Here is a 21067-nt window from a genome sequence, read left to right as displayed (position 1 = left end):
ACTTGCTCGATAATAAGCTGCACTCATTGCCTCCGGGCGATATTGGTTTTCCCTTTGAAGGAGGTCATGGAAAGATGTCGTGGAAGCAAGTAGTGTCGAAGACAGTGCCAATCATGACATTGATTGACACTGTCACTATGATTCAGAACTCTGGTTATCCAGTCCAATTGAGCACGTCATCACAGACCAGATTAAGTAGCTCTTCATCGTGAGAAATAACCAGCAAGCCCAGTCTGCGTTGACCGGCCTCCTCACCCAAAGCCAGCCAGATCTGTTGTTGAGTGATCATGTCCAGATGCGCCGTTATCTCATCGCAGATCAAATACTCGGTCGAAGGAATTATAGCTCTGACCAGATTAACCCGTTGTAGTTGTCCACCGGATACCTGTAAAGGGCGTCTGTTCAGCCACAGGGGATCGACCCCATAACGGTCGAGCACTCCCATAAAATCATCATTTCTCCAACTCTCTCGCAAGGATTGCCTAATCGATAAACGAGGATTGAAAGCGAACTCACTCTGCTGAATAACCCACTGCACCGGATTAGCGCTCCCTTGAGCAAAACCAGGCAGGGTTAATTCGCCCTGGCTCAAAGGCTCAATACCTGCAAGCACCTTAGCAAGCGAAGATTTTCCCAGACCACTGGGACCAAATAATCCCAACCTTTGCCCCGGCTCAAGAGTAAGGTCGGGAAAACTAATATGAGTGTTACCGTAATCTAAACCGGCATTACGCAACTGCAGCATCTGTCCTCCCCCAGTTACCGGGTATGGCCTGCCAAAGCGCATAAGTATAAGGTGCACACAGTCCCTTGAGTATCTTCTCCGGGGTCGTTTTCTCGACCAGTTGCCCCTCTTTTAACACTAAAATATCATCGGCCACCGTCAACAAGTGCTTAAGGTTGTGGCTGATAACCAGTACCCCCCGGCGCTCTTGTGCTGCAAGCTTTGCCAGATACCGATATAGCTCAGTGGCGCTGGAAGTATCTAACCCACAACATGGCTCATCGGCAACAACAAAATCAGTCTGCTGCCAGGTCGCTTGGGCCAATAGCGCTTTTTTAGCCATCCCACCGGAGAGTTGATGGGGGTAACAGGCGGCGATCTTCCGGCTAATATTCACCCTCTGTAGCTGAGAAGTTCTCTTACCCGCCCCCGGGGATACACGCCTCTTTAACTGTGAAATAACCGTACGCAAAGGATCCAGTACACTTGCCGACTGCGCCGACAGGGCGACCCGTTGGTCTTGGGGTAAACTGACCTCTCCCGAAAGTGTGAAACCGCGAGGGACACTCCCGAGCAAGGCTTGCGCCAACAGACTTTTACCACTGCCACTGGCGCCAATAACTCCGGTTAATTGACCCGCTGTTAACTCGAAACTCAGTGGTGCCAGCAGATTAACCTCTTCTGATTGAATCGATAACTCATTAACCTTAAGCAAACTCACCTCCGGACACATGGGTTTGAGGACCTCGGCGCAACGCTGTAATTAACGCGTTGGCGATATAAGACAAGATAAGCAGGCAGATTAACAGTAATCCTCCCGGACATAAGGCTAACCACCAATGTCCCGTCAACAGATATTGACTGGCTTGGGATAGCAATGCTCCCATAGAAGGGTTTACCGGATCCAGACCAAATCCTAAGAAGGTCAGCGCCGCCATATGGGTTAGTGCATGGGGAAACAATAACATCCCCCCCACTAACCACTGTGGGATAACATGAGGCAACATGTGACGCCTTATCGCTGTCAGCGGGGATTGACCGAACTGTTTCGCCAACTGAAAATAGGGGGCATTAGCGACAGCCTGCATCTCGAAACGCAGCAGCCTTGTCAGCCTGGGCCAGTGGCTCAAGGCTATGGCCATAATCAATCCGTGCTCAGCCCCGCCGAAGACTAACGCCAGAAGAATAAGCAACAAGAGATGAGGCAGAGACATAAACACATCCACCAGCAGATCTACACACCAACGAGCGGCGCAGTTGACCTGAGCAAACATGGCTAACAACAAGGCGATAGAACAACTTAACGCCACGGCGAGCCCTCCGGTATAGAAGCTGGCCAGCAAAGCCTTGAGACTACGACTGAAGAGATCCCGGCCCAGCCAATCGGTACCAAACAGGTGATTGAGGGACGGTGGCAAATTTTTATCAAGCAAGGAGAGTTCTGAGCCCGATGATGGCCAAAAAACCGCCAAAAGCAATAAGGCAAACAGGCACAGTGACAGTCCAAGCACTGTTGGCTGAGTAAAGACTTTTTTCATCTTTGCTCTCCGGCCAACAGAGACTTAGATAGGCCGTTGGCGACCAGGTTCCCAACGAAGACTAAAACCGCCGATATTAAGGTACAGCCCATCAGCAACGCCGTGTCATTTGCCAGTCCGGCTTTTACCAAGGTTGCACCCAATCCGGGAAAATTAAACACCGTCTCAGCCAGAATCGAGCCACCGAATAACTCGGCAAAACTGGCAAAATGTAGGACCACAGCAGGCAATAAGCTATTTTTAATCACGTGATAGCCTATAACTGAGGCTTTGCTGTCTCCATGAAGTCGTGAATACTCGACAAAATCACTATCGAGCACATCGATCACCTTTTCCCGGGTATGCAGCACAATTGGTGCCATATGCACCAAAGCTAAGGTCAGTACCGGAAGTAAGAGATGATACGCCATACTCAACAGGTTTTGCTCATTAAACTGCATCCCAAGCGGCGCCGAGCAGCACACAGGCGTCAACCTCAATGCCACGGAAAACAGACTGATCAATAACATGCCTAACCAAAATGAGGGAATACACGCCACTAACCAGGCAAAATTACGGATAAATTTATCGAGCCAGCGCCCCTGATAGACTCCAGCCAACAGACCTAAACCATAGCCAAAAATCAGAGAGCAAAGCCAACTCAGGCCAATAAGCAGCAAGGAGATAGGAAGACGTTCTTTAATAATGTCAAACACACTCTGCTGATAGAGAGGTGAAAATCCCAAGTTTCCCTGGGCTAGCTCACACACCCAGTGCCACATGCGTTGAGCCACCGATTGGTCAAGGCCTAAGGAGGAGATCAACGCCGATTTCTGCTCGACTGAAATTCCAAAAAGATTGCCATTCAAATAACTATTTATAGGATCCAGCGGTGACCAGGCAAGCAACAGATAAGCTAAGAGAACGACTAAGATCAGCTGCAATGCCAGTCTTAAGCCTGCCGCCACCAAAGAGGGGAGCTTACTGGAAAATGGGGAGCTTACTGGCATGTCCAGCGCCACTTGCTGATGTTATTGGCTAAAGGCCAACCATGCCCATGGGGTTCGACTCCCGGCTCGGCGAGATCGAGGCAGCGATTTGCTGCGTAGAGATGCCTAAGATTAACCAGCCAGGTCCAGGGAAGATCCTGACGTATCAATGCCTGAGCGTGCCTCCAGTATGGCAGTGACTCCTCCCATGAAGCCGCATGCTGCGCACTGTCGAGCACAGCATCTAACTCAGCATTAATGTAATAACCTGCATTGTAATAGTCCCGGCCCCGATATTGGCTGTGATGCACAAACCTCACTTCACTGGCCGAATGGCTACCGAAGCCAAACAACACAGGTTGGTTATGCATATGCTTATAGATATTCTCCCAGCTTTCCCCCCTCGGATGTATCTCAATACCTAAAGGCTTCACCATCTGCGCAACAGTTAAGGCCAGCTGCTCACGGATACTGTCGCCGGCAAGGTAGTAGAGTGTCATGCTCGCCCTAAGACCCTGTTTTTGACGTGTGCCATCGACAAGCTTCCAACCCGATTTATCCAGCAGCGCTAACGCTTCAGACAACTGCTTGTCGGAAGACACCTGTAGGGGAGTCTCAACCGGGCCCCAGGGCAAGCCGTCGGCAATAGAATATGCCGCCGTGGCGTGGCCATCGAGTAACTGGTTCACGAGTACATCACGATCTATCACCCTATCTATCGCCTGACGTATCACTAATTGAGATGTGACATCATTGCCGATATCGTCACTTTGTACACCCGGCATGGGCCAGGAGATCCCACGATTGTCAACCGACTCGATACTCCAGAGTTTAAAACCGGCAGGTAAAGCCTGTGCGTAGCGCGGCGCTATGGCCGCCAAGTCCAGTTGGCCGGTAACTAAGCGCGAATAGCGGCTCTCCTCATCGCTGAACACTATGATCAGTTTTTCAAAAAATGGTTTCTGGCCGTAGTAATATGGATTAACTTTAACAATTAACTGTTGCCCCTTATCCCAACGTACCAGCTTAAATGGCCCACTGCCGGTAGGCATTTGACCATAACCTGAATTATAAGAGTGTGCGGGAACGATCGCGAGGTTAATAAAGTTGTCGATAAAGTTTATATCTGGCTTTTTTAATTTAAATGACAATGAATTATTGGAGGTAATAATTACTTTTGACAAGTTAGTTAAGTCATGAACACTTGCAGCAGCTTTAGCAGTGTCGAATGTAAACTTAATATCTTCAGCCGTTAACTGAGTTCCATCACTAAATAACACTCCATCTCTTAGATTTAAATCCCAAGTGAGTTTGTCTTTAGATAAAACCCAGGATAAAGCCAAGTCCGGAGTTAATTTTAATTTATCATCTCGTTTTATTAACGATGACTGAAATAGAGGGTTATTATACTTACCCCAACCATAAACAGGATCGAAGCCACTATCTGGTTCGGCACCTAAAGCTATGGTTAATGTATTAGGCTGAGCATTTGCTGAATTAACAAAAACTGAAATACAAAACAGACCGATAATAACAAATAATGTTCTCACCTATGATGCTCACCTCTGAAAAACGATGAGTAATACTACTTTTAGATTCGTAATACTACAACTATTCAACTCCCCTTAACGACTTATTTATCAAGATAAAATAAGCATACTTGACAGAGATCACAGTTCAATTAATGCATTGGTACAATATGTATAGGATACTAGCGTTACATTAGCATTTAAGTATCTATCGATTATGTCCGACGAAACTATCCGCTTTACCGTATCCCTGCCAGAGTCACTCTTTAAAGAGATTGAGTTAGATCAACAAGAGCGTGGTTACCAGTCTCGTTCTGAGTACATCCGGGATCTATTCAGGGACCGTATTGTCGATAAACAGTGGAATAACAGCAAGGAAGATGTGGTTGGTGTACTCACATTAGTGTTCGATCACCACCAACGCGGACTGTCAGAAAAGCTCATAGAGATCCAGCATAATCACCTGGTGCATGTGCTTTGCAGTACACATGTGCATGTGGACCATCATAACTGTTTAGAAACCATCATCATCAAGGGCCAAGCATCCGAGGTCAACTTATTGGTTAACCAAATTTCTGCGCTTAAGGGAGTGAAAGTCGCTCGCCTAAGCCGAGCCGGGATTGTGTAAGTCGCTAGGATTATCTGAATAGATTCATCATGAAGGCGGTACTTATTTATATAGTATCGCCTTTTCAATAAAGCACATATCACCAGTAATACTTTTATAATTTTTTTCACATCAAACGATGCAATAATGATCTGGCGCAATTTTTAAACTATCCAAGTATTTATAATTCCGCAAAAAAAAATACTACCCAGCAGTATCTAACGTACAAACAGATTAAAGGGATTATAATGTCTAAATTAAAAATAAGTTATGCAATAACTCTACTCTTATTATCTAACTATGTTATTGCCGATGATAAAATTGAAAAAATATCGGTTCATGGAATTGAATATCAAACGGAAGGAACTTATAACAATGTCGCTCTTGGTAGCGACGTTACCATTATAAGTCAGGAGATGATTGTTCAAGCCGGTAGTGTAGACATTAATAAGATTTTAACTCAGTTTGTACCGGGGCTTTTTGCTAATGGTCGCGCGGGTCGTCACACCGATACCGATTACTCTCTTCAGGGCAGCCGTCCGAAAGATATTCTCTGGCTGATTGATGGTAACAGGCTAAATAACCGTCTCTATGGCTCAACCTATACAGACACGATAAACCCCATGATGATCGAGCGTATTGAGGTGATCAAAGGGGGACAAGGTGCTATCTATGGATCCGACGCCATAGCCGGGGTTATCAATATAATAACCAAGCAATACCAAGGCCATGATCAGGGAGAGGTATCCCTATCTGCCGATTCACTGCCAAGCTATGATGCCGGAGCCTTCGTCAATGCCGAGGTGGGTGACTTTCAATACACGCTAAGCGCCAGCAGCAGCCAATCTGAAGGATACCAACTCTGGCCAGATGAAGAGTACTCACCGACGGCCGCTTTAGATAAAGAGCGTGGCTACCAGATGAATAACTTCAGTGGCAAGCTCCGTTGGCAACCCAATAAAAGCCATAGTGTCAGCATATTTACTCAGCTAAACAAGGGAAAGCTCGAACGCCCGCTCGCTTACAATGCAATCTTAAGCGAGAACGATAGAGAGCAGCAACTCTCCTACCTCGACTGGCAATATCAAGCCAGTGAGCAACTACTGCTACAAACCAAGGTTCATTATCAAGAGTGGGACTCACATTACAGTGAGATAACGAAAGATAAACAAGGTAATACAGAAATAGCTTACTGGAACTCCTACTGGGGATTTACCGATATAGGTGCGACAATATCGGCAAATTACCTTACCGATACCGGATCGCAGCTCCTCACCGGTGTCGAGTTTCAGCAGTATGATGGCGCCGATGAAGTGATGGAGTTTGTCGCAGTAAAAGATGACAACTATGCTGCATTTGTCCAATACCAGCCCACATTTAATGCTCTGCCCGATACGGCTCTCTCACTGAGTGCAAGATTCAACCGTATTTCAGACAGCGACCAACACTGGGTTGGCTCATTAGGAATTACCCATCTGTTGAACCAAAAGTGGCAGCTTAGGGGCTCTATAGCCAATGGATACCGTCAACCCACGGCTGAAGAGTCACAATCTCAAGTCGGCACCTTAGGTAATCCTGATCTTGAATCTGAAACGAGTCAAAACATTAATCTGGGTGTCACCTTTCAGGGAGAGGCAAATATCACTTTCGATGCTTTCTGGCGAAATATCGATAACCTGATTGAAGCGACCGATCTCGGTAATGCGGTTTGGCAATACAATAATGTGGCAGGAGACGTCACCAGCTTCGGCGCAGATTTTCATCTTGTCACTGACTTGACTGAAGCTCTGGAGTTTGAGCTTAGTGCGGGTTATGCCAATGCCGAGCGACAGGATACGGGTGAGCAGATCTCACGCGTACCGGAGTTCACCGGATTTAGTATGCTCAATTATCACACTTCAGATGAACTTAACTTCTGGCTCAGCGGAAAGTATGTCGGTAAATTCCTGGATTACGGGCTAACCGCAGGCGACTACGTTATCGCGAGTCTGGGTGCGCAATACTGGTTAACATCAGATCTTAATCAACAAGTCTCATTCACCATAGATAACCTTTTCGACAGTGAAGTGACACAAAGTATCTTCAAGCACGGCCACCGCGCCGAATACCCTATCGCATCGATGGGTGCCCCTCGTACACTACAGCTTCAGTATCGTTACCTGTTTTAATCTCTCCCCAAGCCTTGCCGGGTAAGCGGCAGGGCTAAATACCGTAACAGGATTTGGAGTCTATACATTAGTACTTCCCTCTCTTATCCACCGCAAATAGTTTCATTAACGAAATTCGCTCTCTTTGTATGAGATTTGTTTTCGTTTTGTATTGATTAAAACTATAATGCCCGACCAGATCAAGATGACCACATTAATAATAAAGATAACCGGAGTCATTATTTACATGAACAACAAGATAAAACATGCCAAACATGCTTTAGCGGTAGCAATCGGTCTGCTGAGCTTTTCGGCTTCAGCAAGCGAAGCGATCACGGCGGAAGAGTTGGCAACACTTCAACAGGTGACTCAGGTACAGGTCAGCCCTGACGGCGACAGCGTAGCATTTACCCGTTCGGTACCGAGAAAACTTTATCAGGACAAAGATGGCTTGAATTGGGGCGAGCTATACATTGTCGACGATAAAGGCGTTGAACGTCCTTACATCACGGGCGAAGTGAATATCAAGCAGATCCAGTGGTCAAAAGACGGCACTTTGATCTATTTTCTTGCCAAGATGGGCGATGATGAATTCGTCACCCTATACCAGATCCCATTCGATGGTGGTCAGGCCCTGAAAACCATGGCTCTCGATGGTACCGATATCGGACACTTCTCATTAAGTGAAGATAATAAGCAGATCGCGTTATTGGCCATGCCAGCCAAAGAGAAATCAGAGAAGAAACTTAAGGAGCTGGGTTTTAAGGCTGAGATCTACGAAGAGAACTTAAAGAACAAGCAGCTATTTGTTGTCGACCTCGCCGTTACCGACAAACCACTAAAGCCAATAGCGTGGGAGATAGAGGATTATGTCTCGGATATGCATTGGTCTCCTGAGGGAGAGACGCTGTTAATCAAGACTCAGCCAACTGCTCTGATCGATGATAAATACATGAAATCGAAGTGGCAGATAGTCAATATCGCCACTCAACAAACCGTGACGACCTTTATTACCGAAGGGAAATTAGGTGCAGCCGAGTTTTCCCATGACGGTAAATATATCGCCATCCATGGCGCCGAAGATAAGCATGACCCGGCAACCGGACGTCTGTTCCTGGGGAATGTTAAAAGCGGTGAAGTGACCGATTGGTTGCCTGACTTCAAGGGCCATGTAGCAGATTTTGAGTGGGCTAACGATGAGAACACTCTGTATTTAATCGCAAATGTGGATACTCAGTCGGTAGTCGCCACCATCAAGCCCGGTAAGACTAAATACAAGGAGGTGGTTAAGGGCGGCAAGTTTATCGCCGGCAAGCTGAGCATCTCAGATTCGGATGCAACGGTAACTTTAAAAGGCAATACAGCCGAGCATCCCAACGAAGTGTTTATGCTCCGTGGCAGCAAACATAAGCAGACTCGTCTTACTCACTCAAACAGCTGGTTAGGCGATAAACGCTTCGCTAAGCAAGAGAGCATTGAGTTCAAGGCCCGTGATGGCGTGGAGATTGGTGGAGTGTTGATCTACCCATTAGATCATAAGGAAGGTCAACGTTACCCGCTCATCATGTCGGTACACGGCGGCCCCGAGAGTCATGACAAAGATGGTTGGGTCACCAACTACTCACGTCCGGGTCAGATGGCTGCAGCGCAAGGCTATGCCGTCTTCTATCCCAATTATCGCGGCAGTACGGGTAAAGGAGTCGACTACTCTAAACTTGGACAAAACGATTATGCGGGTAAAGAGTTTGATGATCTGGTGGACTTTAAAGATCACTTAGTCGACATGGGGTTAGTAGACAGTAAGAAAGTCGGTATTACAGGCGGCTCTTACGGCGGTTATGCTTCGGCATGGGCGGCAACAAAACTGACCAAACATTTCGCCGCAAGCGTAATGTTTGTCGGTGTGACCAACCAGTTGTCTAAGTTTGGTACCACAGATATCTCTAACGAGATGCACTTAGTACATGCCCGCTCATACCCTTGGGACAAGTGGCAATGGTATCTGGAGCGCAGCCCTATCTACTGGGCGGGTCAATCAGAGACACCACTACTGATCATGCATGGTAAAGATGATCCTCGCGTTCATCCGGCTCAATCTATGGAGCTTTACCGCTACATGAAAGTTCAGGGGAAAGATGTACGCCTGGTCTATTACCCGGGTGAAGGTCACGGTAACAAAAAAGTCGCTGCCCAGTATGATTACAACCTGCGTCTGATGCGCTGGATGGATCACTATCTGAAAAATGATGGTAAAGAGATGCCCGACTACAAGCTTGATCATGAGGCTAAATTAGAGCAGATAACCAAGGCTGACGCAGAGTAACTCCCCAAGAGAGTCAAGCTGTTTATATAGGCCTGATAGCTTTGTCGCTATCAGGCCTTTTATTTTATACAAATTGAATAGAGTTCAATTTATAGATCGACCTTTCTTCTCTTCTACCGGTCACTTGCTAAAACTCAAAATGCCACTTATGCTTTTAACTTCCCAAAAGGCGTTGATAACCCTTTAAATTTGTAAAAGTGTGAAAAATTATTTGAGTGTTTAACTGACGCTGAAGGCTCTTAACCTTTATAAAGAAACGTTGATGACTTTACATTTACAGCAGACGTTGAGGGCTCTCTACCTTTAAAAAAGACGTTGATGACTCTACATTCATAACTGACGCTGAGGGCTCTTATGTTTCAAGCGTTTTACCGGCTCAATGAAAACCCATTTTCGAACGAAGTTTCTTCTAGTAACCTGTTTCTCAGTGAGCATCACAGAGAGGCCCTGACCTGTCTGAATTACGGTTTAAATGAAACCGGCGGATTCGTGCTGTTAACCGGCGAAGAGGGTTCGGGTAAAACGAGTGTAGTCAAAGCGTTTCTCAAACAGGTATCAACCACCCACGATACGGCCTTCATCACTAACCCTTCGATAAGTGAACATGAATTATTGGCGAAGGTATGCAATAAACTCAATATTCCTTATGAAGGAACCCCCAGCCTAAAGTGCTTTACCGATCTTCTCTGTCAATTCTTGCTCAATAACGATGCTCAGGGCCGTAGCACACTGGTTATCATAGACGAAGCACAATACCTGAGCAGTGCAGTACTGGAACAACTCAGACTACTGACAAACTTAGAGACTGACACAAAAAAGTTACTCCAGTTGATTTTGGTTGGCAGACCCGAGTTAATTCAGATGTTGAGGCAAGAGGAGCTTAGACAAGTCTCGCAAAGGATCACGGCAAGGCTTCATATCCCTTCGCTTTCCCAATCAGAAACAAGTGCGTATATACAGCATCACCTGAGGGTGGCAGGCCATCACGATCCGCTGTTTGCTCCCGCAGCCTTAAAGGCTGTACATAGATACAGTGGAGGGCGGCCCTCTATGATTAACCAGCTCTGTGAACAGGCTTTGATGATTGGCCATGCTCAATCAAAAAACACCATAGATTCAAGCATCATCTCTACTGCCGTCAGTCAAATTCCGGCGATTAAAATAAAGCCACGCAATGACCGCTCCCTTTTCGCTACGCTAAGCGCAATGGCGGTCGCGACTGTGGCGGTGTTAATGATACTCACGCTGACATTAACCCACAGCGTTCCAAAAAAGCCAACTGACCGAGTCGAACAAGAGACTATGACAGAAACCGCTATGATGGCAGGCCGCCTCCCCCAAGAGCAGTTGGCATTGGATGGAGAAGAAAGCTCCAGGCTCAAAGAACGAGACCCGATAGCAGCGCAGAACTTCCAGCTCCCCCCGAAACATTTCAATGAAGCGCAAGGTGCTATCAACGCCGAACATAGTGCAGTGGATGGGCCCAGCGAGCAGGAAAAGACGCCAATCATCGAACAAGAAACTGAGCACGCTCTTATCGCTCAATCATCCGAAATGGATGCAGATGCTAAAGCTTCATCAAACGTGGACCGTAATCAATCGACCAAGCCTCTGGTCCGGGTTCAACCGAACTGGTATGTACTACAGATCTATGCAGGACGTGCCCGTCCCGATGACATAACCAAGTTTCACTGTGAGAACATTAATTTACTTATCAGACATCACAATGAGACCTATTATCTCACCTCAGAACACCTGACCTTACCTCAGGCAAAACAGACGAAACGGCTAATGACAGAAAAGTGCCAAATCGATACCTGGATTAAACCCCTCCCGAAGGGCTGGCAAGCTCTGGTGGCATCTCAGAACTAGGCAGATCCAATGTGTGTGTCATCGCAGATACGCCACAGCATTGGTAACTGAGCAATGACGTTTATCAAACCTGGCTTGCGTGTTACACTCGGCCTCACTTTTTGAATACTTAATTTAATAAAACTCCTATGAAACAACTGCTCGATTTTCTGCCGTTAGTGATTTTCTTTGCCGTCTATAAGTTATTCGATATCTATGCTGCCAGCGGTGCATTAATTGCCGCCACAGCCCTGCAGTTGATAGTGACCTACCTGCTTTACAAAAAAATAGAGAAGATGCACCTTATCACCTTCGTTATGGTGACGGTTTTCGGTACCCTCACTCTGGTCTTTCATGATGATGCATTTATCAAATGGAAAGTCACCGTCGTCTATGCCCTATTCGCCATAGCCCTTGCCGTCAGTCAATTGATCAACAAGCCAATTCTCAAGAGTATGTTGGGCAAAGAGTTAGTTGTTGAAGACAGAATTTGGGCTCATGTCACCTGGTACTGGGTCTCTTTCTTTATTACGTGTGCCCTGGTCAATATTTATGTAGCATTTAGCCTGCCACAAGAGGTTTGGGTCAACTTCAAAGTCTTCGGCTTAACGGCTCTCACCTTAGTCAATACGGTCATTACCGTAATTTATCTCTATAAGAATATGCCAGAAGAACATAAGAAAGAGTTAAATAATAAGTAAGGGTAAGCTCCCTTAAATATCATTAATTACGTGCCAGAACAGATAAAAGGAACAATAACCATGTGGTATATGATCTCCTCTCAAGATGTTGAGAACAGTTTAGAAAAGCGCCTAAGCGTGCGATCTGAGCATTTAGCTCGTTTGCAACTGCTTGCCGATGAAGGACGTCTCTTAGTGGCCGGGCCTCACCCTGCTGTCGACAGTGAAAACCCAGGTGAAGCAGGCTTTACCGGCTCTTTAGTCGTTGCCGATTTTGCATCACTCGAAGATGCTCAAGACTGGGCCGATCAGGACCCCTATATTGCGGCTGGCGTATATGAAAATGTGATCGTTAAACCATTCAAACGTGTATTGCCGTAAGGTTAGCTCAGGAACATATATCAGGAACTTTGATTGATGAAAATCGTCTCTTTTAATATCAATGGTATTCGCGCCAGATTACACCAACTACAGGCGCTGATTGATAGCCACCAGCCAGATGTGATCGGCTTACAGGAAACGAAGGCCCATGACGATGTATTCCCTGTGGCAGATGTCGAAGCCATGGGGTACAAGGTGCACTATCATGGTGGCAAGGCCCATTACGGTGTCGCCATGTTATCTAAGCTTGAGCCTGTAAAAGTACAAAAAGGGTTTCCAACCGATGATGACGAGGCGCAACGCCGCATGATCATGGGCACATTCACCCAAGAAAATGGCCGACCGCTGACGATATTAAATGGCTACTTCCCTCAAGGCGATAATATCAGCCATGAGACCAAGTACCCGGCTAAGCGCAAGTTCTATAAAGACCTGATGGTGTATCTTAACGAGCACCACACCCCGGATGAAGATATCGCTATCATAGGTGACATCAACATCTCACCGGTAGATCTCGATATCGGCATCGGCGCCCCTAATGCCAAACGCTGGCTAAAAACCGGCAAGTGCAGTTTTCAACCCGAAGAGCGGGAGTGGCTGAAGACATTGATGGACTGGGGCCTGGTAGATACCTTCCGTGAGCTTCACCCCGAGCGCAGCGAGCGCTACTCCTGGTTCGATTACCGCAGCAAAGGCTTCGTTGATAACCGTGGACTACGCATCGACGTCGTGTTAGCGACTAAGTCATTGGCAGAACGTCTGGTCGAGTCAGATGTAGATTACGAGCTTAGAGGCATAGAAAAGCCTTCCGACCATGCCCCGATTTGGAGCACGTTCAAGTAAGGATATTTTCATATCGAATGAAACATCTGCGGGGTTTATAGCCAGTTTCAATCACCGGCTATAGACCCTCTCTTTTAAACATCCAGCCTTAATCTTATTCCCTCAAATATTGATCAACTCAATTAAAAGCAGCTGGTTAACCAACACGCCTAATCATCACCAAATGTTGAGTTTCCCGCAGAAACAGTCGTATTCAGTCAACTGATTAAAACGATCGTTTGCTTGGGGTACTAATTTGTCATCTTGGGTCACTTCTCACCACTTCTCATCACTTAGAATTTGAGTGATAGTCGTCATACAAAAGTAGATTTCGAGACGAGCATCACAGGTAAGCGTGTTCGTTGACTCAAGAATAAAAAGCAGATGACGAGCTGAGAGGGAAATATGGAAGCATCTTTTTGGGATGGTAAACGCGCTTCAGGAATTAAAGATAAAATTAATTTCAATGAATACAGCTCGGCAGTTCAGGCCATCGAGGAAGCATTTGTTAAATATGCTGACAGACCCGCATTTACCAGCTTAGGCCATACATTAAGCTTCCAAGAGATTGACGCATACAGCGCCGCGTTTGCTCATTACCTGCAAAATCATACTTCACTACTTCCGGGCGATGCCATCGCCATTCAGATGCTCAACACCTTGCAATACCCTATTGCCGTATACGGTGCGCTCAGAGCCGGCCTTAGAATCGTCAATACCAACCCCCTATATACTGAGCGGGAGATGATCCACCAGTTTAACGACTCCGGGGCAAAAGCCCTGCTCTGTATGGATATTTTTGCCAAGTCTGTAGAGAATATTCAGGAACAGACGGATCTGGAGCTGGTCATGGTTGCCAGCCTCGCCGATATGCTACCCAGCGTGAAACGCGTGCTAATCAACTCCACCGTCAAACATATCAAGAAGATGGTACCCAAATATCATCTGCCTGAAGCCATCTCATTTAGAAAAGCTCTGAAACTGTGTAAGGGTAAAAGCTTTACGCCCGCTCACCTTCCAAACCCAGATGACACCATCGTTTTGCAATATACCGGCGGTACCACTGGGGTGGCAAAGAGCGCCGAGCTCACCAATGCCAACATCATCGCCAACATGCTTCAGGCAGGCTCCGTAGTCGCGCAGACCGATGAGCAAGGTAATCCTCTTATAGAAGATAACAAACAGTCGATCATGGTCGCCCCCCTGCCGCTCTACCATATCTACTCGTTTACCGTACACATGATGGCGTTCTTCAGGTTAGGTGAACACAGTGTTCTGATAGCTAACCCCAGAGACACAGAGACCTTTATCAAGGCGATGAAGCCATTTAAGATCACCGGCCTCATGGGGCTCAATACACTGTTTGTCTCCCTGATGGAGAGTCCTAGCTTTAAAGAGCTGGATTTCAGTGAGTTGATTTTTACCCTATCGGGCGGAACGGCACTGATCGACGACACAGCCAATAGATGGAAAGAAATAACCGGGGTCGGCATCTCAGAGGCCTATGGATTGACCGAGTGTTCTCCTGCGGTATGTATGAACCCGATTAATGGTCTGGAGCGACAGGGGACAGTTGGTCAGGCCCTGCAGGGAACAGCACTAAAATGCATCAATGCCATCGGCGAAGAGGTGCCTATCGGTCAACGCGGTGAGCTGTGTATTAAGGGGCCTCAGGTGATGAAGGGCTACTGGAATCGCCCCAAGGCGACGAGAGAATCATTCACGGAAGATGGTAAATGGCTACTCACCGGAGATATTGCCATCATAGATGATGACGGCTATGTCAGTATTGTCGATCGCGTGAAAGATATGATCATCGTCTCCGGATTTAATGTCTTTCCAAATGAAATTGAGGCAGTTGTGGCCACCCACCCGGATGTTATCAATTGTGCGGCGATAGGAGTGCCGGATCCTAAACGTGGAGAAGTCGTCAAACTCTATGTTGTAACGAACAATAACACCAGCCTCAACGGCGATGAGATCAAGGCCTTCTGCCAAGATAAGCTTACGGCCTATAAGATCCCACGCCTTTATGAGTTCAGAGCTGAACTGCCTATGTCTCCCGTAGGCAAGATATTACGCAGAAAACTAAAAGATGAGACCGAACCCGTTAAAATGTCAGCCTGACTCATAGGTGAGACCAGGCTGATAATAATTTATTCGTTTGAAGCCTGCTTTAATCTGAATCTTCCCGGCGCTTCTCCGGTCCAACGTTTAAATGCACGCTGAAATGCCGTGGGTGAGCCAAACCCCAACAGGTAGGCGATCTCCCCGAGTGTCAGCGCAGTATCTCGCACATAGGAGATTGACAGATCACGACGGGTCTCATTGAGTGTCTTTTGAAAACTCCCCCCCTCATCGACCAGCTTGCGCCTGACCGTCCATGGCGCCATATTCAGCTGCTCGGAGACCTGCTCCAGAGTCGGTGTAGTTCCGTCAAGCAAGGGCCCGATGGCACGACTGACCTTTTCATTAAAACTCAAGCCTAATCGAGCCTTCTCAAGATTTTCATCTGCTCCTCGTCTTAACAACTCAAATGTCGGTCCACTGCGATACTGGCAGGGCCAATTCAGCGCCTCAGCATTTAATACCAGGTAATTATCAGCCTGTTCGAACAGGACTTCGCAATTGAAGTACTCGCTATATTTATCCGCATAGGCCGGGGCCGGGAATTCAAAACAGACCTTAGCAACCGCATCTTCCCGACCGGTTAATGCTTTAATGACCCTATGCCAACCGGATAGTACCGAGTCGACGACGAAATGATTGTATTCATTATAGGGATTGATCGAGTAAAACATTAACACGCCCTGGCCATCTTCGATGCCGTAATCGCGACACAACTCCCGACTCTTCCCCTGCTCCATACCGAAAGAGTGACTCACGTAGAACCGGGATTGTCCTCTGGAGTTATACTTGTTCAGCAACTCATAGGTGCTAATTTGTTCACAAGCTTGCTTCAGGTTTTGCGCCGACAGTGCCAGCAGGCCTGCAATACCTAAGTTCGTCGGCGTAGTCACCTCCCCCATCACCAACCCAAGCCAGGGGGCACCACTTTTTGTAATGCAGTCATGACCTATGCGCATAAATTTTGGAATGGTTACTCTTGCATCGGGTGAAGAGAGAGCCGCCTGATTGATGGAATATTTAGCTAAAATATCATCGACATCGATATCCAGGTGCTTCATTGCCTTAATCACAATCTCGATATATGAAACAGAAATATCACCTAATTTCATCAGACATCCCTATGCAAACTACAATCATCAATTTGTAATACTTGGTCATTGGCCAATCCTATCATTCGCTCTATCTTTAACCAAACGATAATTATCAGGTATTACACGATGAGCAAATCCTACCCCCATTTAATGGAGCCATTAGACTTAGGCTGTCGAACAATTAAAAACCGCGGCTTGATGGGCTCGATGCACACCAATTTAGAGGAGGCACCGGGCGGCTTCGAACGTATGGCCGCCTACTATGCCAGACGAGCGGCTGGTGGGATCGGCATGATAGTCACGGGAGGATTTGCGCCTAACGTCGAGGGTGGCGGCATGCCTAATGCGGCCATGATCGCCACCGATGAAGATATCAAAAAACACAGATTAATTACCGATGCCGTACACAAAGAAGATGGAGTTATCTGTCTGCAGATATTGCATACCGGCCGCTACGCCTACCAGCCTCAATTAGTCAGCTGCTCCCCCATACAGGCACCGATAAATCCATTTGTTCCAAAGGAGCTCGATGAAGCTGGAATAGAGAAACAGATCCAGGACTTTGTCACCTGTGCGCTGAACTCTCAAATTGCCGGTTATGATGGCGTCGAGATCATGGGCTCAGAAGGTTACTTCATTAACCAGTTTATCTGTAAGCGCACCAATCACAGAACCGATCGTTGGGGCGGCAGTTATCAAAATCGTATTCGTTTAGCATTGGAGATTGTCCGCCGAACCCGAGAAGCCGTCGGTAAGGAATTTATCATCATCTACCGCCTCTCGATGCTGGATCTGGTCGAAGATGGCAGTACATGGCAGGAGGTCGTCGAGCTGGCGAAAGGGATAGAGGCGGCCGGTGCCACCATCATTAACACAGGCATAGGTTGGCATGAAGCCAGGGTTCCAACGATTGCAACCAGTGTTCCCCGCGGTGCTTTTACCGAGATAACCAAGCGAATGAAGAGGGAGGTGACAATCCCTTTGTGTACCACCAACAGGATCAACACCCCCGAAGTCGCCGAGGAGATCCTGGCACAAGGTAATGCCGATATTATCTCTATGGCCCGCCCTATGTTGGCCGATCCTGACTTTATGGTTAAAGCCGAAGCGGACAGGGCCGACGAGATCAATACCTGTATCGGTTGTAATCAGGCTTGTTTAGATCATATCTTCCAGATGAAATTAGTCTCCTGTCTGGTTAACCCACAGGCCTGTCATGAAACGAAATTAATCATCGAACCCGCCACTGAGCTCAAAAATATCGCCGTGGTGGGCGCAGGGCCAGCCGGACTCGCAGCGGCAACCACTGCCGCTAAACGTGGCCATAGCGTCACACTCTTCGAAGCCGATGATAAAATTGGGGGACAATTCAATATCGCCAAGCAAGTACCGGGCAAAGAGGAGTTCAGTGAAACACTAAGGTATTTTCAAAGGCAGATAGAGCTTACTGGCGTCGAGCTTAAGCTCAACACTAAGGCTGAACCGGAAAACCTAACCGGTTTCGATGAAGTTATTCTGGCAACGGGGATCGTCCCCCGTCAACTTGATATCCCCGGAATCGACGACCCCAGAGTGATGACCTATCTGGACGTATTGAAGTATAAGAAGCCTGTGGGAAAACGAGTCGCAATTATCGGTGCGGGCGGCATTGGTTTCGATGTGGGTGAGTACCTGTCCCATCAGGGCCAATCGTCTAGCCTCGACAAGGAGCGCTACATGAAAGAGTGGGGAGTCGACCTTACGGTTTCAGCACCTGGCGGTCTGATTCAACCTCAAGGTGAACCCTCCCCACGCGAGATATTCCTTATTCAACGCAAGAAGACAAAAGTTGGCGACGGTTTAGGTAAAAGTACAGGCTGGATCCACCGTACCGTATTGAAAAATAAAGGGGTCAAGATGATCAAGGGCGCCCGCTACGACAGAATTGATGAGCAAGGACTTCACATCACTGTCGATGGTGAAAGCCAAGTTTTAGCGGTAGACAATATCATCATCTGCGCCGGACAGGACTCACACAGGGAGCTTCATTCGAGCTTAATAGCCGAAAATATTAAGGTGAGTTTAATAGGAGGCGCCGATATCGCATCGGAGCTGGATGCCAAGCGTGCCATTAAACAGGGTACAGAGGTCGCCGCGGCGCTTTAATACCAATCAGTATAAGAAAGTGATCTACTCAGCGTGTTTTTTGGCAACTAATTCAAGGCGAATGGATGATAGAATGGTTGCTCCCTTGTGAGGCCATTCAACGCAGAAGTGGGCAGCCAAAAACACGCCTAACAGGCGAGTTTTAGCGCATCCGATGCTGTGTTAACGAGCTTGAACGTAGAACAACTATGTTCTTCACTCGTTGCCTTGCCTCTGAAGCGCTAAACTCTCGCTGAGCGATCTCACCTTTATACTGATTGGTATAATCTCGATGCGCTTTGGAATACCTATCAACCAAAATAAAAACGCCCCTTGTTCGAAAGAAACAAGGGGCGTTTTTGCTCGCTAAACTGAGACTAACTTTACAAGCAGGCCTATTAAGCTAACCTGTATTGTCCCAAGATAGTCTCGAGCTCCACTGAAGATTGGCTAAGCTCGGAGGCTAACGCGACTGAACGTTGAGCCGTTTGTTTAATCGTCTCAGATTGTTCACGAATATCATTAAGCTGCGTAGCGATATCTCTCGCCGAAACACTCTGCTCTTCCGCCGACGCCGCAATCTGAGAACTCATATCGAAAACATCATTGGTAGACTTGGCCATAGAGTCTACATCTTCACCCACTGAGACAATCGCATTACGGCCCTGATCGGCCTGCTCAACAATTTCATGGGTCACAGTCGATAACGTCGACGAACCCGTCTGTAACCCTTCAATCATAGATTGAATTTCTACGGTGGCCTGTTGAGTACGTCCCGCTAAGGTTCTTACCTCATCGGCGACCACGGCAAAGCCTCTGCCCTGTTCACCTGCTCTGGCAGCCTCAATCGCCGCATTAAGTGCAAGCAAATTAGTCTGTTCAGAGATCCCATTGATGGTTGTCACCACTGCGCCAATCTCCGACGCATTTTGAGAGAGCTGTGAAACCGATTCTGATGCCGAATCAATCTTATTAACTAAGGTTGAAATACGTGCAACGGCCTCAGAGATCTGCTTCTTGCTCATTTCCGCCTGATTGGAGTTATCTTTTGTTTGATCTGAAGTATTGGCCGCATTACGCGACACCTCCTCAATAGCGGCAGTCATTTGATCCATAGCAACAGCGACCGTATCGAGGAACTGATGCTGGAAACCAATCAACTCATCACTCTGTTTCGCTTGCTGATTAAACTCATCAGCTGCCTGAGCGAGTGTACCCGCGTTATTTCCGATCGCCGTTACCATCTCACTCATATTATCGGCACTGCGGTCTATCTCTTTGGCTATCATACTAAAATCATCAACACCAAAAAAATTGAGACGCTGGGACAGGTCGCCGTCGGCCAGACGTTTTATGGCGATATACATATCCCATAAACCGCCACCGAGTGAGGTCGATGTCCAGTAACTTAGCTGGAAAAGCGGTAATAATCCTATCAGAGCAACCCACAACATCATGCTCGCATCAGATAGTGCCTGTTTTTCCCACTTCTTCACATTTACATCTAATTGAAGGTAATCACGACCCACGGGCGCAGCGACGCTCACCTGCTCACCCTGACGATAAGCCTTCATCTGACCAGTGAGGCGCAAGCCTTGCTGATCCGCAAATGTTCTCAAATCATTCCCGCTCAGGTTTTGATTCGAGGCGACTTTCGCAAAACTATCGACCATTGCCTGTGCTCTTGCCAGAGAGCTGTCGGCCGCATTTTGCTTAGCATAATTTAAATTCACCAAGGCTATGCTTGTGGTAATGACGGCAACTAACGCACAAAGCACAAAAAACTTTCCGTTCAGGCTGAGCTTGATCATCAGCGCATCAATTTTTCTAAATTCAATCTGTTTCATATTAATTACCAACACGATTATCTTAAGAGAAGATAAGAGCAAAGATCCTCTGCAGTTACCCAGATCGACATTAACAGTCTATTTTAGATATTTCAGTTGTTATAATCGTCGACATAAAGAGGTGTTCGCTCAGCGAGAAGTTAATGCTAAAGCTCGCTTTGCTGGAGTTTTCTGGCAGCCGTCTTCGGCGTTGAATAAGCTTGAAAGGGATCACCATCCCTTCCCTCATTCACCTTGAATTAAACAGCCAGATAACGCTCTAAGTAGATCACTTTCGTATGCCGATTGGTATTAAGTATAATACC

The 21067-nt window shown here is 47.1% G+C and carries 16 protein-coding genes; 9 read left to right on the top strand and 7 right to left on the bottom strand.

The genetic code is table 11. The features are described from left to right. Positions 1 to 154 precede the first annotated feature (154 nt). From SSED_RS08685 to SSED_RS08665, 5 genes are read right to left on the bottom strand one after another with little or no spacing between them, the layout of a single operon-like run. Complete coding sequence (locus tag SSED_RS08685; RefSeq protein ID WP_012142026.1) at positions 155 to 745, bottom strand: ATP-binding cassette domain-containing protein; 591 nt, start codon at positions 743 to 745, stop codon at positions 155 to 157. Then, on the bottom strand, positions 729 to 1445 hold the full coding sequence (locus tag SSED_RS08680) for an ATP-binding cassette domain-containing protein (RefSeq protein WP_223295962.1): 717 nt from the start codon (positions 1443 to 1445) through the stop codon (positions 729 to 731). Before SSED_RS08680 ends, SSED_RS08685 begins: the two co-directional genes overlap by 17 nt. Then, the gene (locus tag SSED_RS08675; RefSeq protein WP_012142024.1) at positions 1432 to 2262 is read right to left on the bottom strand and encodes an ABC transporter permease; all 831 of its coding nucleotides are present in this window, start codon (positions 2260 to 2262) and stop codon (positions 1432 to 1434) included. Before SSED_RS08675 ends, SSED_RS08680 begins: the two co-directional genes overlap by 14 nt. Next, positions 2259 to 3251 (bottom strand): ABC transporter permease, encoded by a 993-nt coding sequence (locus tag SSED_RS08670; protein ID WP_012142023.1) that lies wholly within the window; start codon positions 3249 to 3251, stop codon positions 2259 to 2261. Before SSED_RS08670 ends, SSED_RS08675 begins: the two co-directional genes overlap by 4 nt. Further along, positions 3242 to 4780, bottom strand: coding sequence for an ABC transporter substrate-binding protein (locus tag SSED_RS08665; RefSeq protein WP_012142022.1), 1539 nt, complete (start codon positions 4778 to 4780; stop codon positions 3242 to 3244). Before SSED_RS08665 ends, SSED_RS08670 begins: the two co-directional genes overlap by 10 nt. A gap of 196 nt (positions 4781 to 4976) precedes the next feature. On the opposite strand from SSED_RS08665, the gene nikR reads away from it, so the two are divergent. From nikR to SSED_RS08625, 8 genes are all read left to right on the top strand, one after another. Next, on the top strand, positions 4977 to 5387 hold the full coding sequence (gene nikR, locus SSED_RS08660) for a nickel-responsive transcriptional regulator NikR (protein WP_012142021.1): 411 nt from the start codon (positions 4977 to 4979) through the stop codon (positions 5385 to 5387). Between the two features lie 227 nt (positions 5388 to 5614). Beyond that, complete coding sequence (locus tag SSED_RS08655; protein ID WP_012142020.1) at positions 5615 to 7534, top strand: TonB-dependent receptor plug domain-containing protein; 1920 nt, start codon at positions 5615 to 5617, stop codon at positions 7532 to 7534. Between the two features lie 226 nt (positions 7535 to 7760). Next, entirely contained in the window at positions 7761 to 9836 is a 2076-nt protein-coding gene (locus SSED_RS08650) for an alpha/beta hydrolase family protein (RefSeq protein WP_012142019.1), read from the top strand. Positions 9837 to 10190: 354 nt separating this feature from the next. Then, entirely contained in the window at positions 10191 to 11708 is a 1518-nt protein-coding gene (locus SSED_RS23610; RefSeq protein WP_012142018.1) for an ExeA family protein, read from the top strand. Between the two features lie 128 nt (positions 11709 to 11836). Further along, positions 11837 to 12388 (top strand): septation protein A, encoded by a 552-nt coding sequence (locus tag SSED_RS08640; protein WP_012142017.1) that lies wholly within the window; start codon positions 11837 to 11839, stop codon positions 12386 to 12388. Between the two features lie 60 nt (positions 12389 to 12448). Continuing rightward, positions 12449 to 12748 carry a YciI family protein gene (locus SSED_RS08635; protein ID WP_012142016.1) on the top strand — a complete coding sequence of 100 codons (300 nt, stop codon included), beginning with the start codon at positions 12449 to 12451 and terminating at the stop codon, positions 12746 to 12748. A gap of 36 nt (positions 12749 to 12784) precedes the next feature. Further along, positions 12785 to 13591: an exodeoxyribonuclease III gene (xthA, locus tag SSED_RS08630; protein WP_012142015.1), complete on the top strand. Its 807-nt coding sequence runs from the start codon at positions 12785 to 12787 to the stop codon at positions 13589 to 13591. Positions 13592 to 13975: 384 nt separating this feature from the next. Beyond that, positions 13976 to 15697 carry an AMP-binding protein gene (locus tag SSED_RS08625; RefSeq protein ID WP_012142014.1) on the top strand — a complete coding sequence of 574 codons (1722 nt, stop codon included), beginning with the start codon at positions 13976 to 13978 and terminating at the stop codon, positions 15695 to 15697. Between the two features lie 29 nt (positions 15698 to 15726). Here the strand turns inward: SSED_RS08625 and SSED_RS08620 are convergent, their stop codons facing one another. Further along, the gene (locus tag SSED_RS08620) at positions 15727 to 16809 is read right to left on the bottom strand and encodes an AraC family transcriptional regulator (RefSeq protein WP_012142013.1); all 1083 of its coding nucleotides are present in this window, start codon (positions 16807 to 16809) and stop codon (positions 15727 to 15729) included. Between the two features lie 108 nt (positions 16810 to 16917). On the opposite strand from SSED_RS08620, the gene SSED_RS08615 reads away from it, so the two are divergent. Further along, positions 16918 to 18936, top strand: a complete 2019-nt coding sequence (locus SSED_RS08615; protein ID WP_012142012.1) for an NADPH-dependent 2,4-dienoyl-CoA reductase — start codon at positions 16918 to 16920, stop codon at positions 18934 to 18936. 377 nt (positions 18937 to 19313) lie between these two features. On the opposite strand, the gene SSED_RS08610 is transcribed toward SSED_RS08615, so the two are convergent. After that, positions 19314 to 20762, bottom strand: coding sequence for a methyl-accepting chemotaxis protein (locus SSED_RS08610; protein WP_012142011.1), 1449 nt, complete (start codon positions 20760 to 20762; stop codon positions 19314 to 19316). Positions 20763 to 21067: the final 305 nt, after the last annotated feature.

It is taken from the genome of Shewanella sediminis HAW-EB3, from assembly GCF_000018025.1.
Taxonomy (GTDB): Bacteria; Pseudomonadota; Gammaproteobacteria; order Enterobacterales; family Shewanellaceae; genus Shewanella; species Shewanella sediminis.
Note: the sequence above shows the minus strand (reverse complement) of the source record. Positions and strands in the feature narration are given on the sequence as shown.

Bases quoted from the DNA above. Each gene is read 5' to 3' on its own strand.
- SSED_RS08685 (WP_012142026.1), bottom strand. From the start codon at position 745: ATGCTGCAGTTGCGTAATGCCGGTTTAGATTACGGTAACACTCATATT.
- SSED_RS08675 (WP_012142024.1), bottom strand. From the start codon at position 2,262: ATGAAAAAAGTCTTTACTCAGCCAACAGTGCTTGGACTGTCACTGTGC.
- SSED_RS08670 (WP_012142023.1), bottom strand. From the start codon at position 3,251: ATGCCAGTAAGCTCCCCATTTTCCAGTAAGCTCCCCTCTTTGGTGGCG.
- nikR (WP_012142021.1), top strand. From the start codon at position 4,977: ATGTCCGACGAAACTATCCGCTTTACCGTATCCCTGCCAGAGTCACTC.
- SSED_RS08655 (WP_012142020.1), top strand. From the start codon at position 5,615: ATGTCTAAATTAAAAATAAGTTATGCAATAACTCTACTCTTATTATCT.
- SSED_RS08650 (WP_012142019.1), top strand. From the start codon at position 7,761: ATGAACAACAAGATAAAACATGCCAAACATGCTTTAGCGGTAGCAATC.
- SSED_RS23610 (WP_012142018.1), top strand. From the start codon at position 10,191: ATGTTTCAAGCGTTTTACCGGCTCAATGAAAACCCATTTTCGAACGAA.
- SSED_RS08640 (WP_012142017.1), top strand. From the start codon at position 11,837: ATGAAACAACTGCTCGATTTTCTGCCGTTAGTGATTTTCTTTGCCGTC.
- SSED_RS08635 (WP_012142016.1), top strand. From the start codon at position 12,449: ATGTGGTATATGATCTCCTCTCAAGATGTTGAGAACAGTTTAGAAAAG.
- xthA (WP_012142015.1), top strand. From the start codon at position 12,785: ATGAAAATCGTCTCTTTTAATATCAATGGTATTCGCGCCAGATTACAC.
- SSED_RS08625 (WP_012142014.1), top strand. From the start codon at position 13,976: ATGGAAGCATCTTTTTGGGATGGTAAACGCGCTTCAGGAATTAAAGAT.
- SSED_RS08620 (WP_012142013.1), bottom strand. From the start codon at position 16,809: ATGAAATTAGGTGATATTTCTGTTTCATATATCGAGATTGTGATTAAG.
- SSED_RS08615 (WP_012142012.1), top strand. From the start codon at position 16,918: ATGAGCAAATCCTACCCCCATTTAATGGAGCCATTAGACTTAGGCTGT.
- SSED_RS08610 (WP_012142011.1), bottom strand. From the start codon at position 20,762: ATGAAACAGATTGAATTTAGAAAAATTGATGCGCTGATGATCAAGCTC.